Annotated in this window: 11 protein-coding genes; 8 read left to right on the plus strand and 3 right to left on the minus strand. The window is 71.8% G+C overall.

What is annotated here, in order from left to right:
• Positions 1 to 49: 49 nt before the first annotated feature.
• Entirely contained in the window at positions 50 to 178 is a 129-nt protein-coding gene (locus ACFWGZ_RS31770; protein WP_382455274.1) for a hypothetical protein, read from the minus strand.
• Positions 179 to 609: 431 nt separating this feature from the next.
• Here ACFWGZ_RS31770 and ACFWGZ_RS31775 point away from each other — a divergent pair, with 431 nt between their 5' ends.
• From ACFWGZ_RS31775 to ACFWGZ_RS31800, 6 genes are all read left to right on the plus strand, one after another.
• Positions 610 to 1,656 carry a LacI family DNA-binding transcriptional regulator gene (locus tag ACFWGZ_RS31775; protein WP_382455275.1) on the plus strand — a complete coding sequence of 349 codons (1,047 nt, stop codon included), beginning with the start codon at positions 610 to 612 and terminating at the stop codon, positions 1,654 to 1,656.
• 155 nt (positions 1,657 to 1,811) lie between these two features.
• Entirely contained in the window at positions 1,812 to 4,070 is a 2,259-nt protein-coding gene (locus ACFWGZ_RS31780) for a hypothetical protein (protein WP_382455276.1), read from the plus strand.
• 116 nt (positions 4,071 to 4,186) lie between these two features.
• Positions 4,187 to 4,759, plus strand: a complete 573-nt coding sequence (locus ACFWGZ_RS31785; protein ID WP_382455277.1) for a hypothetical protein — start codon at positions 4,187 to 4,189, stop codon at positions 4,757 to 4,759.
• 10 nt (positions 4,760 to 4,769) lie between these two features.
• Complete coding sequence (locus tag ACFWGZ_RS31790; protein WP_382455278.1) at positions 4,770 to 6,410, plus strand: hypothetical protein; 1,641 nt, start codon at positions 4,770 to 4,772, stop codon at positions 6,408 to 6,410.
• Entirely contained in the window at positions 6,407 to 6,796 is a 390-nt protein-coding gene (locus tag ACFWGZ_RS31795) for a hypothetical protein (RefSeq protein WP_382455279.1), read from the plus strand. Before ACFWGZ_RS31790 ends, ACFWGZ_RS31795 begins: the two co-directional genes overlap by 4 nt.
• A 23-nt stretch (positions 6,797 to 6,819) precedes the next feature.
• A complete protein-coding gene (locus ACFWGZ_RS31800; RefSeq protein WP_382455280.1) occupies positions 6,820 to 7,764 on the plus strand; it encodes an acyltransferase domain-containing protein in 945 nt (314 codons plus the stop codon).
• An 89-nt stretch (positions 7,765 to 7,853) separates the two neighbouring features.
• Here ACFWGZ_RS31800 and chvE read toward each other — a convergent pair whose 3' ends face one another.
• Both chvE and ACFWGZ_RS31810 read right to left on the minus strand, forming a co-directional pair.
• Positions 7,854 to 8,948 carry a multiple monosaccharide ABC transporter substrate-binding protein gene (chvE, locus tag ACFWGZ_RS31805; RefSeq protein ID WP_382455281.1) on the minus strand — a complete coding sequence of 365 codons (1,095 nt, stop codon included), beginning with the start codon at positions 8,946 to 8,948 and terminating at the stop codon, positions 7,854 to 7,856.
• Between the two features lie 287 nt (positions 8,949 to 9,235).
• Positions 9,236 to 10,129, minus strand: a complete 894-nt coding sequence (locus ACFWGZ_RS31810; protein ID WP_382455282.1) for a DUF4082 domain-containing protein — start codon at positions 10,127 to 10,129, stop codon at positions 9,236 to 9,238.
• 186 nt (positions 10,130 to 10,315) lie between these two features.
• Between ACFWGZ_RS31810 and ACFWGZ_RS31815 the strand changes: the two genes are divergently transcribed.
• Positions 10,316 to 11,953: a CocE/NonD family hydrolase gene (locus tag ACFWGZ_RS31815; RefSeq protein WP_382455283.1), complete on the plus strand. Its 1,638-nt coding sequence runs from the start codon at positions 10,316 to 10,318 to the stop codon at positions 11,951 to 11,953.
• Positions 11,954 to 12,209: 256 nt separating this feature from the next.
• Positions 12,210 to 13,781, plus strand: coding sequence for a glycoside hydrolase family 76 protein (locus ACFWGZ_RS31820; protein ID WP_382455284.1), 1,572 nt, complete (start codon positions 12,210 to 12,212; stop codon positions 13,779 to 13,781).
• Positions 13,782 to 13,879: the final 98 nt, after the last annotated feature.

Here is a 13,879-nt window from a genome sequence, read left to right on the forward strand (position 1 = left end):
GGTGTCGGTGAGGCGGGCCCGGCCGCCGGCGACCGGGCCCGCCCGGTGATCAGCAGACCTTGCAGGTGGTGATCGTGCGCGGCGGGGGCTCGTGGCCCGGCGCCCCGGCGCAGGAGTCCGTCAGCTCGAACTCCTGCACGTCGAGCTCGAGCAGTTCCTGGGTGTCCGTGGAAAGCACGAGATGTCCTCCTCGCTGTCGATGAACGAATTGGCAACAAAGGCGTCCCGGGATCGGCGCGAGATTGTCGCGCCGGGAAACAACTGTAGTGGCGTTGACCGATCGGGTGACAACGCCCGAGAACCGCCAATTGACACGCGAAAGTTCTTCAAGTCATTACTGCGATCGGACCACAGCGTCGACATCTACACCGGTAGGGTCAACTGAAATCGTTACACCACCCCAGGTGAGCGCCGTTCCGAAATGGCGGATGTGACCCGAATCACACCAGAATGCACTATCGTGCGACGGGTGGTTCGCCGACCGGCGCACCACCCGTGCAGTCCACTGTGGATGATCCGCGCGGTGCGCCGGGGACGCGCGCGGCAGCGAGTACGCTGTGACCGGTCAGCCGAGTTTTATCGTTCAACCGGACGCCGGGGGTGTGCGCAGTGGCCGAAGTGCCGGTCAGGCCGGTCGCGGCGCGGCCGGGCCCGGTGACGATCGCCGACGTCGCCGCGGCCGCCGGGGTGTCCAAGCAGACCGTCTCCAACGTGATGAACCACCCCGCGAAGGTGCGGCCGGAGACGCGGGAACGCGTGCAGCGCACCGTGGCGGAGCTCGGGTTCCAGCCGAACCGGGTGGCGCGGGCGCTGCGCTCGAGCTCGGCAGGGATGATCGCGTGCCGCATCGAGCCCGTCTCCTCCCACTCCCTCGCGCACCTGCACGACCGCTTCCTGCACGCGCTGGCCGAGGCGGGGCAGGCGGCGGGCCGGCACCTGATGCTGTTCGCGGTGGACGACGCCGAGAGCGAGGCCGCGACCTGCGTGCGGCTGGTGCGCACCGGGTCGGTCGAGGGCGTGGTGCTCTACAACGTGGTCCCCGACGACCCGCGGCTGCCGGTGCTGCGGGAGGCCGGGGTGCCGTTCGTGTGCTTCGGCCGGTTCTCCGAAGCCGCCGACGCGAGCGGCTGGGTGGACGTCGACAACGCGGCGGGGGTCGCCGCCGTCGTCGGCCACCTCGCGGACGGCGGTCACCGCAGGATCGGCTTCCTCGGCTTCCCCGACGGGCACCGGGTCGGCGACGACCGGGCCGGCGGCTGGGTCGCGGCGATGGACCGGCACGGCCTGCTGGCGGGCAGCCACCGCCTCGACGTGCGCGGCGAGGACACCTGGACCAGCGGCGCTCGGATGGCCCGCGGCCTGCTCGATCGCGCCGACGCGCCGACCGCGCTGGTGGCGGCCTCCGACACCCTGGCGGCGGGCGCGCTGCAGGCCGTCCGCGACCTGGGCCTCACCGCCGGCGCCGACGTGGCGCTGGTCGGGTACGACGACACCCCCTCGGCGGAGGTCCTCGACCTCTCCAGCGTCCGCCAGCCGCTCCCCGAGGTCGGGCGCCGCATCGTAGAAGCGCTGTGCGGCAAGGAGAAGACGGACCCCGTGGCGGCGCTGCTACCGCCGGAACTGGTCGTCCGCGGTTCCTCCCGCCACCGGTCCTGACCGGTTCGATCGATCCAGCCGCAGTCCGCGCACGCGCGGTCACCCAGCGTTGACATCCCGAGAACGCCTGTGGTTGGGTGCGAACCACGCCAATTTTAACGATCATATTCGGCGCTGAAAGTCCATCATGGGGCGCGGTCGGAGGGAAGACCCACATGAAGACGCACAGCCGAAGGCGGCGCTGGCTCGCCGCGACCCTCACCGCGGCCCTCGCCGTGGCCGTGACCCTCCCGGCGTGGGAGCCGGGCGACGCGAGAGCCGCCGTCACCCAGCACGACAGCGCGTCGATCGGCTGGGAGGGCGACTACTACGGCGTCCTCACCCACAGGGACGGCAGCTTCGACGTCCACTCCGGTCCCAGCACCACCGTGCGGTTCGGCATCTACAACAACCCCGGCCGGGTCCACTGGTTCAACGCCGGCGGCTACCACCCCGCCCTCGTCACGCAGTTCGAGCGCGACAACAGCACCGTCTCGATCACCAACTTCGGCGACAAGGTGACCATCGGCGGCCGGGACTTCGTCGCGATCTACTCCCGGGTCCGCGTCGTCAACCACGACACCGTCGCGCACGTCCTGGACCCCGCGCCGAGCGGCGGCACGCTGGCGCTGAACCGGCCCTCGACCACCGTGCAGCCCGGCCAGACCACCGACTTCGACCACGTGATCGCCGCCGACCGGTTCGGGCAGGGCTACGCCTGGCCGTCCGCGAGCGACCTCCTCGCCGCGGGCGGCTACGACGCCCACTACGCGCACATGACGTCCTACTGGGACGGGAAGCTCGCCCAGATCGCGCAGATCCGGGTGCCCGACCCGCAGCTGAACAACGCCTACCGCGCCGGGTACGTCACCACGAACCTCGTCAAGGACGGCAACCGCCTCAACGTCGGCGAGAACGGCTACGACGCGATCTTCAACCACGACCTCGTCGGCATGCTGGTGCAGCTGCTCGAGGCGGGAGACCTCAACCGCGCCAAGGACTACCTGCCGACGCTGATCTCCCAGGACGACCCGGGCGACATCACCAGGATGTACCCGGACGGCACGTGGAAGTACAACTGGCCGTGGGCCGTGTACCTGCGCAAGACCGGTGACGCCGCGTTCGTGCGGGACAACTTCGCGACGATCAGGCAGACCGCGCACCGCATCGAGTCCGACGCGACCGGCCCCGGCGGCATCATGAAGGCCACCATCGCGGTGGACCACACCGGCTACTGGACCGTCGACAACCAGTCCGCGCTCCTGGGCCTGCTGACCTACCGGTACATCGCCACCACGCTCGGGGAGACCGCCGAGGCGTCCTGGGCGAGCCGGGTCTACGACACCCTGCTGCGCGCCGTGAACGCGCGGCTGAACACCACGATCTCGGCCAACCGCCTGTCCTACCTGCCGTGCGCGATGGACGTACCCAACAGCGGTGCGAACGTCTGCGGCCAGACCAACAACGGCAACTGGGCCTCGATGTTCCTGTTCGGCCGCTGGGCGTGGGACGGGCAGCTGTGGGGCAGCGACCCGGCCGGTCCGATGATCGACCTGATCGACGCCACCTACGACCACGGCTTCAGCCGCCTTTCCGGGCTGCCCGAGCACACCTTCGGCGGCTACCCCGGCGTCAGCAGCGCCTACAACGCGGGCTACGGCTCGGCCGGCCTCGCGTCGTCGCGCCACCGCTCCGAGGGCATCCACGGCTACCAGTACCTCGTCCAGAACGCGCAGAGCGCTCCTTTCTCGTGGTGGGAGGGAATCCAGGCGGTCGGCACGAGCACCTGGTCCCCCGGCACCCACAGCACCGCGGGCAGCGGCTCCAGCCCGCACATGTGGGGCCAGGCCAACGCCTCCAAGGTGCTGCTGGACTCGCTGGTCGCCGAGAAGCTCGACGGCGCGCTGGTCGTCGGCCGCGGCCTGCCGGACCAGTGGCTGCGCGACGGCGCCACCACGAGCGTCGGCAACTACCCGGTCGCGGGCGGCCGGCGCACCGGCGTGACGATCACCGCCTCCGGCGCGAACGTCACCCTCACCCTGTCCGGCGCCACTCCCGCGGGCGGCGTGCGGTTCGAGGTGCCGGCGTTCCTCGGCAACATCGCCGGGGCCAGCGCGGGCACCGCCGACAGCGCCAAGGGGGTCGTCGCACTGCCGCCCGGCACCACCTCGGTCACCGTGACCCTCGCCCGGCCGCCGGTCTTCACCGAGAAGGGCGGCCTGGACCTGCAGGGCTACTGCACGTCGATCGGCGCGGCGGGCGGAGCCGTCCTCGCGGGAACGACCGCCCACGACTGGCGCTGCGTCACCGGTGCCGGCGCGCGGGTGGCGATGGACCTCGACGACGCCTGCCAGCGGCAGAACCCGCACGAGCAGGCGATCTTCTCGCGGACCCTCGCGATCGCCGACCCGTACAGCTGGAAGTGCCTGGTCTAGGACGACGCCGGTCGGGCGGGTCACCCCGTCCGGCCGGCGGCACCCGCTGATCGCCGATCGTTCCTACGCCGATCGGCAGTCGCCGCGAAACCGGCGGGAGTCCTAGGTTTGCGGGTGTGGAAGACCAGGGGGAACCCCACTTAACGCGGCTGTTCGCACCCGGCGTCGCCGTGCTGCTCGGCTTCGTCCTGCTCGCCGGCAACCCGTGGCTGGACCTCGCGGCCGCGATCGACGACTCGGACTCGTTCCTGCGCGTGGCCACCGTGCTCGTCTCCTACCCGAACTGGCAGGTCGACGTCGACCGCGCCGGGCCATTCCTGTTCTGGTTCTGGAACCTGCGCACGGTGTTGTTCGTGGTGCTGACCGCGCTCGGCCTGTCCGCGGCGCGGAACTGGGTCGGCGCGGCGGGCGGGCGGGGCCGGTTCGTCGTCACCGTGGGCGTGACGGCGCTCGGCGCGACCGTCGCCGGGCTGGTCTCCGGACTGGTCGCGGTGACGCTGCTCGACACCCGCGAGGCCCTGCCGCTCATCGTTCCCGGCCGGCCGGAGGACTTCTTCCTCGTCCAGTTCAGCACGTCCGCCGCGTTCGGCGTGCTGTTCGGCTCCGTGCTCGGTGCCGTCGTGGCCGTGCAGCGCGCGGCGCCCGCCGAACGCGAACGGCGTGCCGGCGAACCGAAGTCGTTGTGGTGAAGGGGATCCGATGAGCGGGCCGACAGCGTTCTCCCCCGACGACACCACCCGGTACCTGTGCGTGGCGGCCAGGACCGACGAGCGCTTCGCCGAGAAGGTGAGCAGGGCGCTGCTGCACGACGACCTGCACGCCACCGCGCCGTCGGTCGGGTTCTCGCTGCGGCCCGTGCTGCTGCACGCCCTGGCCGGGTTCCGGCAGCGCCGCGTGCGGGACTGGTGCCTGCTCGCCGCCACGGCACTCGCGCTCGTGCTCTCTCCACTGTGGACGCTCGCGGCACTGCTGGTGGTCCTGCCCGCCGGCGGCGCCCTCGCCCGCCGCGCAAGCCAGTCGCGCCGGCTGCGCGACGCCGTGGCCGCGCTGGTCGCCGTGGTGCTGCTGATGCTCGTGGCCCTGTCCATCGTGTCCGCGCTCGGCACCGCGCCCGAACCCACCCGGCGGACCCCGCGGCCGGAGGCCCCGGTCGACGAGTGGCTGACCGGCCTGCCGTGGCTCGCCGTGCTGACCGCGCTCGGCATGTACGGGCTGATGGTGTGGACCGAGTGGCGGACCCGCCGGACGCTGCTCGGCGAGCTCACCCGCGCCGAGTTCCGGCCGGACGCGGCACCCGCGCTGCCGGCGAGCCAGGCGTGGCTCGGCGACCGGCTGGCCGCGATCGACGACGCCGAGCGCGGCAACGTGACCGTCTACGACGGCTTCACCCCGTTCATCGGCCACGGACCGCTCGTGTCCACGTGGTCGTTCGCCCTGCCGTCGCTGCACCGCGACGCCGAGTCGGACCGCGTCGTCGCGCTGGACGCCGTCGAACTCGTGGCCCACGTGCGGGACCGGCTCGCGGGCGTCGGCGTGGCACCCGACGAGCTGCCGGGGCTGGTGCTCACCGAACGCGCCTTCGTCAGCGGCAACGCCCTCACCACGCACCCGGCACTGCTGCCCGAACGCGACGAGGCGCCCCGCCAGCACCTCTCCGCCGACGACCTCGCCCGGCTCGCCGCCCGTCCCCACGGCTCGGCGCGGCACTACCTCTGCGCCCAGGTCCCGTCCTGGGGCGGCGAGGTGGTCGCCAGCACGTTCCTGCACTTCTCCACCGACGGCCGGCTGCTCTACCTGCAGTGCGACCGGACCGTGCTGGGCCCGCTGTGGCAGCAGTACCACGACGTCGACCGGATCAGCCCGGTGCTCACCGCGGGCGCCGTCGGCCGGATGCTCGCCAGGGCCGCCGGTGATCTGTCGAGCGCCGTGCCGCGCGCGCCGTTCCGCGTCGTGCGCGACCTCAGCTTCCACTGGCGCCGGGAACGGCACCGCGCCGTCGAACGCGCGATCGCCCGGCAGGACCTCGGCTACAGCTACGGCGCCCGGTTCAGCGTCCGCGAGGAGGCCACGGACGCCAACTACCACAACTACTTCCAGAAGACCGACGCCGCCAAGCACCTCAAGCTGATCGAACGGCACGTGCTCGCCGCCCTGCTCGACTTCCTCGACGACCGCGGCGTGGACACCACCGAGTTCCGCAACCGGCAGATGACGATCCTCAACCAGGGCGTCATCCAGACCGGCGGCATCAGCAACGTGGGCAACCAGGCGGTCGGCAGCGAGGCCACCGCCACGGCGCGCTTCGCCACACCCGAACCCGCGACCTCGAACCCGAAGTGACCGAAGGGAAACCCGTGCCGGACAGCTCCCCCAACCACGGCATCCAGCAGTCCGGCGGCGTGAGCAACGTCGGCAACCAGGCGGTCGGCCAGAACGCCCGCGCGATCAGCCACGGCCTGCGGTTCACCGTCACACCGGCGACGACGGACCTCGTCACCGAGCTGAAGGCGTTGCTGGAACGCCACCGCGCGGAGCTCCCCGGCACCGCCGACGAGGCGGTCGAGGCCGCGGAGGAGCTGGAGGACGAACTGGACTCGCCCGAACCCGACCGCAGCGTCGTGGCACGGGTGCTGCAGCGGCTCAACGCCATGGTGAAACCCGTGGCCCCGCTCGTGGAGACCGTCGGCGAGCTGACGAACGCGGTGGAAACGGCGTTCGGCTCCTGAGGACCGGCGGTAGGGTCGTCCGCGTGGACCTGGAGGACACCGCCGCCCAGCTCGGAGTCCGGGCCGAGGAACTGGCCCGCGTGCACCGGCTCGCCGGCGACCTGCCGTCCGCGCCGCTGCCCGCCAAGGCCGACGCGCCCGAGCTCCTCGACCGGCTCGCGGTGCCGGAGGCCGACGCCGCGGAGATCCTCGCCGGCTGGCCCGACCCGGACTCCCCGCTGTGGACTCCGCAGCTGCGCTGGCTGCTCGACCGCTCGACGGCGCTGGTCCGCGCCGACCTCGGCGGCCACGACTGGCTGCCACCGGGCCCGGCCCTGCCGCGCGACCGCGGCCCCGCCTGGCGCCACCTCTACGCGTACTCCTACCTGGCCCTGGTCGAGGTCGTCCGCGCCTACCACCGCGACCACGGCGTCGCCGACGCGGTGACGTGGACGACGCTCGCGGACCTCGGCCGCAACCTCGCCGTCGACCGGCGGATGAACGGCGAGGGCTGGCCGGTCATGCAGGCCTGGCTCACCCTGCACGTGCGCGGCGGCGTCTACGAGCTGGGCCGGTTGCAGCACCACCGCGGCGGCACCACCCTCGGCCTGCACATCCCCGACTCGGGACCGCTGACGCCGGAGTCGGTCTCGGCGTCGCTCGACGAGGGCCGCGCGTTCTTCCCCCGGCACTTCCCCGACGAGCACTACACCGAGTTCTCGTGCGGTTCGTGGCTGCTCGACCCGCAACTGCTCGAGCACCTGCCGCCCGAGTCCAACATCGTCCGGTTCCAGCAGCGGTTCGAGCTGGAGCCCTACGAGGCGCAGCCGGGGGTGGACGCCGACGTCGAGGTGCTGCGCTTCGTGTTCCGCACCCTGACGACACCGCTCGACCAGCTGCCGCGCCGCACGGTGCTCCAGCGCGCCGTCCTCGACCACCTGCAGGCCGGCGGCCACTGGTACTGGCGCCGGGGCACGTTCCCGATCTAGATCCTGACCCGTGCACCGGACTGCCGCGAGGTGTTTGTTTTGGTCAACACTGAAGCAATAGAGCCGATGAACGCCAGCGCTCGGACGAGCTAGCGGAGCTGGTCGTCGGTGTAGTAGCCGGACTCGACGAGCACCTTGTGGTAGTTGGACTTGTCCACGCTCACCGGGTTGAGCAGGAAAGCCGGGACGACCTTCACGCCGTTGTTGTAGTCGTTGAGGTTGTTGAGTTGCGGTGGTGTGCGGTCCTTCAGCACCGCCTCCGCCATCGACGCCGTGGCCGTCGCCAGTTCGCGGGTGTCCTTGTAGATCGTCGAGTACTGCTCGCCGGCGATGATCGACTTCACCGAGGGCAGCTCGGCGTCCTGGCCGGTCACGACCGGGAACGCCGGCCCGTAGCCGTTGTTGCGCAACGCGGTGAGGATGCCGAGGGAGATCCCGTCGTACGGCGACAGCACGCCGTTGATCTTCTTGCCGCGGTAGGACGCCGCGAGGATCTCCTCGAGGCGCTTGCGCGCGGTCTCGCCGTCCCAGCGCTGCGTCGTGACGCTCTGGAAGTCGACCTGCCCGCTGCGCACGACCAGCCTGCCGTCGTCGATGTACGGCTTGAGCACGGACATGGCGCCGTTGAAGAAGAACACCGAGTTGTTGTCGTCCGAGGAACCGGCGAACAGCTCGACGTTCACCGGCTCCTTCACCGAACCGGGGCTGCCGTCGGCGTTGCGCAGGCCCAGCCCGGTCAGCAGCGACTCGGCCTGGTAGATGCCGACGCGGAAGTTCTCGAACGTCGCGTAGTAGTCGACGTTGGGGCTGCCGCGCAGCAGCCGGTCGTAGGCGATCACCGGGATGCCGGCGTCCGCGGCCATCTGCAGCGGCTTGGTCAGCGCCGACCCGTCCACCGAGGCGACGATCAGCAGCTTGGCGCCGGCGGCGATCTGGCTCTCGATCTGCTTCACCTGGTTGGGCACGTCGTTCTGCGCGTACTGCAGGTCGACGCGGTGGCCTCTCGACTCGAGGTCGCGCTTGATGTTCTCGCCGTCGCTGATCCAGCGCGGCGACGTGGTCGTGGGCATCGTGACCCCCACGAGAGCGTTGTCCGGCGGCTTGACCTGCCCGCCGGTCGCTCGCGCACCGCAGGCCGCCACGAGCAGCACGACCACGGGCACCACAAACCTGGACGCTCTCATTTCCCGGCTCCTCGCGCGGAATCAACAACGTTGTTGACGGTCGCCACGGTGGTCGAGGCAGGCCGAAAAGCACGGTCGTCGTGTGACCCGTGCCACAAGCGGGTGTGGACGTTAACAAGAGGAGGTGGGCGGATCAAGCGATGTTGCGAAGGAGACGGCCGATCCATCGAAAGGCCGAATGGGTCACCGCCGCGACGGCAAGCGGAGTCCGGCACTGAGCTGGATCGTTCAACGCGGATAGAGCCGGCGACCCGGACGCGGATCGCCGGCTCTATCCGCGCAGGGGGTCAGGGCTGCAGTTCCGGCGACACCCAGTAGTGGCTGTCGTTCCACGACTGCGCCGGGAACCCGTCGTCGTAGCTGTAGACCCCGGCGTGCGCCGGAAGCACGAACGGCGCTTGCACCACCGCGCCGGGGAACAGGTTCTCGGTGATCCGGTAATGGCCGCGCCATGCCGTGAACGAGGCGACGTACTCCTCCCCCGGCACCACCGGCACGGGCGTCGCGAACGGCGCGGCGTAAGCGCCGGTCACGACCTGGTCGGCGAGCAGCGTGCCGTCACCGCGCCACAACCGCACCCGGCTGGCCTCGTTCAGGTTCCACGACGTGACGATCCTCGCGATCGCTCCCGGCCGGTCGACGCGGAACCGCAGGCCGAGCTCCACCCGCAGGTTCTCGGCCTCGTCGTAGGACGGGCTGTGGGTGTAGAAGCTGCACTGGTAGCAGGGTCCCGGCGCGGGCGCGGGCACGCCGACGTACAGCGTCCTCGGCGCGGACACCTGGCCGACCACGGTGTCGGTGTTGACCCGGCTCACGATCGTGTAGACACCGGGTTCCCGCGGCGTGAACACGTACGTCCACAACGCTTGCACCACACCGGTCTCCCCGCCCAGCGGGACGGTCGCGGTCCGGTGGCCGGCGCCCCAGGTGCTGCCGCCGTCGACCGAGACCTCGTAGTCGCGCAACGTGTCGGGCCGGTACCCGTCGTACCCGCCGCCGGAGACCACCACGGACTCGCCGACCTCCACGTGCCCGCCGTTCGACGGCGTGTAGAGGTGGGACTGCGGGAGCTGCTCCGCCGCGTGGGCCGTGCCGGACAACGCCAGCACCACCGCTGCGGCGGTCACCACCACCTTGTGCCGCAACGGTCTGACGCGGGCCGGTGGGACGTTCCAGGACATGCGCTCCTCCTCGTGGTCACTTCCGCGGGGACGACTCCCCCGAAGGTGACTCGCGCGAGGTGACCGGCTCGCTACACGCTGCCGCGAACAGCGCAGCGCGGGCGGCGGCGAACAGCCGAGGCCGTTGCGGCAGTCCTCCCCGTGTCGCGGTCGCCGGTCGCCGCGTGTCCTGATAGGAACGATCACATGGGCACACGACCTCGTCTCGACCTCGTCGGCAGGGCGGCCGGCTCGCTCGCGCAGCGACTGCTGAGGCTGCCGCCCGCCACGAACCGCGACGTGACCGTGGAGCGGGACCTGCGGATCCCCACCCGGGACGGCCGGACCCTGCTGGCGAACCACTGGGCGCCGGCCGACGCGGCAGGCGCGCCGACCGCGGTCGTGCGCACGCCGTACGGGCGGTCCGGCCCGCTCGACTGGCTGTACGGGCGGGCACTCGCCGAGCGCGGGCTGCACGTGCTGACGGTCAGCTGCCGCGGCACGTTCGGCTCGGACGGCGACTTCCGCGCGATGCGGCACGAGCGCGAGGACGGCCTGTCGGTCCTGCGCTGGCTCGCCGGCCGGCCGTGGGCGACCGACGTGGTGCTGACCGGCAGCAGCTACCTCGGCTACACCCAGTGGGCCGTCGCGGCCCAGGCCCCCGTGCAGGTCAAGGCGATGGTGCCGCACGTGACGTCGGCGCGGCTCGCGCTCGCGTTCCTGCGGCCGGACCGCGTCGAGCTGGAGACGCTGCTCGGCTGGTCGGTGAGCACGGCGACGCAGGAACGCCCCGGCACCCTCTGGCGCACGCTGCTCGGCATCAGCCGCAAGCGCCTCGCGGCGGCCATGACCACGCTGCCGCTGACCGGCGCGGACACCGCCGCCCTGGGTCACGCCTGGCCGTTCTACCAGGACTGCCTGCACCACGACCAGAACGACCCGTACTGGGAGAACGAGGACCACTCGCCGTCGGTCAGCGACGTGACCGTGCCGGTCAGCTCGATCGCGGGCTGGTACGACATCTTCCTCGCCGACCAGCTCCGCGACTTCCAGGTGCTCCGGGCGGCGGGCCGCGACGCGCACCTGACGATCGGACCCTGGTGGCACACCCATCTCGGTGGGATGACGGCGGTCCTGCGCGACACGGTGGACTGGGCCGCCGCCCACGCCCGCGGCACCCGTCCCCCGCGCAAGCCGCCGGTGTGCCTCTACGTGATGGGCGTGGGCCAGTGGCGCGATTTCGACCAGTGGCCACCCCTCGGGTACACGCCGCAGCGCTGGCACCTCGCCCCCGGTGGCGCACTGGGTTCCGCGCCGGTCCCGTCCGCACCGCCGACGAAGTTCACCTACGACCCCTCCGACCCGACGCCGTCGCTGGGCGGCCCGAAGCTGGAGGGCCGCGGCGCCGGCCCCGTCGACAACCGCGGGCTGGAGGCGCGGCCGGACGTCCTGGTGTTCACCTCCGGGGCCCTGACCGCCGACGTCGAGGTGATCGGCGAGGTCACGGCCGAGGTGTGGCTGCGCGCGGACGGCCCGTCGTGCGACCTGTTCGTCCGGCTGTGCGATGTGGACGGACGCGGCAAGTCGCTGAACGTCTGCGACGACCTGGTGAAGGTGCGGCCGGACGGGATCACGAAGGTGACCGTCTCGCTGTCGCCGACCGCCTTCGTGTTCCGGCGCGGGCACCGGATCCGGGTGCAGGTGTCGGGCGGGGCGTTCCCGCGGTTCGCCCGCAACCTCGGGGACGGCGGCCCGCCGCACACCTCGGCGGCGTTGCGGACCACGGCGGTCGAGGTGTTCCACGACGCGGAGCACCCGTCGGCGATCGTCCTGCCGCAGAGGTAGCGGCGCGGCTGCCGGATCGGCTGCCGCCGGCGCCTTGCGGGGCGACGCCGGCGAGCCGCAGCTCGCTGGTGACGTACCGGAGGCGGGAACCGGGCAGGTTCCCCGCGCTCAGCCGCGTCCCGGCCGGAGCAGCGGGGCTTCTGACAAAAACCTGGCCGCTCCAGGCCGTTGACGCCGGAAACCCCCGCTCCCTAGCCTGAAATCTGAGAGCGCTCTCACGACTGGTCCGGCCACCCACCCTGCATCGGGAGGTCCTGTGCTGAGAGCTGCGCTTCTCGCGTCCCTGGTGATGTCCACCGCCGTCCTGGCCGTCGCGCCGGAGTCGAACGCGAGCCCGTCGGTTCCGGCGGCTCCGTGCGACTACTACTGCGACGACCGCGACCCCGCTCTGCCGCTGTCGTCGCGGCGTTCCGGCTACCGCCCGGGCACCGCGCCACCCGCCACGAACCCGCCGTCGACCGGCACCACCCCGCCGGCCGCGTCCGCCGTCGTCTGCAACAGGTACTGCGACGCCCGCGACCCCGCGCTCGCGCCCGCGACCCGGCAGGCCCAGGCCGTGGCCGTCGGCGGGCGCCAGATCTCGTTGCGCTTCAACGACACCGACGCGATGGGCTGGGCCGTGGTCTCGGCCGCGCAGCAGGGCGACGAGGTGTGGCTGGACCGCTCGTTCGACGCCGGGGTCAGCTGGGGGTCCGGCTCCCGGCTCGGCACCACCGCCGCCCCGGCGGGCTTCGGCGAGTGGCGCACGATGATGTTCAACGTGGACGACTGGGCAGGTCTCGGCGTCGGCCTGCTGCGGGCCTGCGGCCGCCCGGCCGGGTCGTCGTCGATCGCGTGCACCGGCTGGTACCGCACGACGTGGAACGCGGGCGAACGGCGCACGGCCGCCGCGACGGCGTTGATGGAGCGCTACAACCTGGGCACCGGCCTGTTCGACACGACCGGCTGGTGGAACTCGGCCAACGCGCTCACGGCGGTCATCGACAACATCCGGGTGACCGGCATGAGCAGCTACCGCTACGCCATCGCCCGCACCTACGACCTCAACATCCGCGCGTGGCAGGGCAACTTCGTCAACGACTACAACGACGACGTCGCGTGGTGGGGCCTCGCCTGGCTGGCGGCCTACGACCTCACCGGCGACAGCAGGTACCTCGCGACCGCGCGCATCGGTGCCGACCACATCCACCGCTTCTGGGACTCGGTGTGCGGCGGCGGGATCTGGTGGAGCTCGAGCAAGGGCTACAAGAACGCGATCGCGAACTCGCTCTACGTCCAGCTCAACGCCGCACTGCACAACAGGATCCCCGGTGACAGCACCTACCTGCAGCGCGCCCGGACCGGCTGGACCTGGTTCGTGAACAGCAAGATGATCAACGGCTCCGGGCTGGTCAACGACGGCCTGGTCACCTCGACCTGCGCCAACAACAACCAGACCCCCTGGAGCTACAACCAGGGCGTGCCGCTCGCCGCGCTGACCGAGCTGCACCGCGCCACCGGTGACGCGGGCTTCCTCACCCAGGCGCGCACGCTCGCCAACGCCTCCACCGGCAGCACCTTCCTCAACCCCGGCGGCATCCTGTTCGACGACGGCGGTGGCGGCGACGTCCCGTCGTTCAAGGGCATCTACGTCCGCGGCCTGGCGGCGCTGAACAGGGCCCTGTCCGACCGCCCGTACACGACGTACCTGCGCCGGCAGGCCGACACCGCGCACTCGCGGGACCGGTCCGGCGCCGACGCGTACGACCAGCCGTGGGCCGGGCCGTTCCAGCGCAGTGACGGCGCGCGCCAGCACAGCGCGGTGGACCTGATGAACGCCGCGAGCTGACCGGCGGGGGGGGGGGGGGGCCGGGGCCGCCCCCCCCGCCCCCCCCGGCCCGAGGACCCGACCCGCCTTCCAGCAGGTCGTGGCAGGATCGGGCCCGT

It is taken from the genome of Lentzea sp. NPDC060358 (assembly GCF_042725365.1).
In the GTDB taxonomy this organism is placed as follows: Bacteria; Actinomycetota; Actinomycetes; order Mycobacteriales; family Pseudonocardiaceae; genus Lentzea.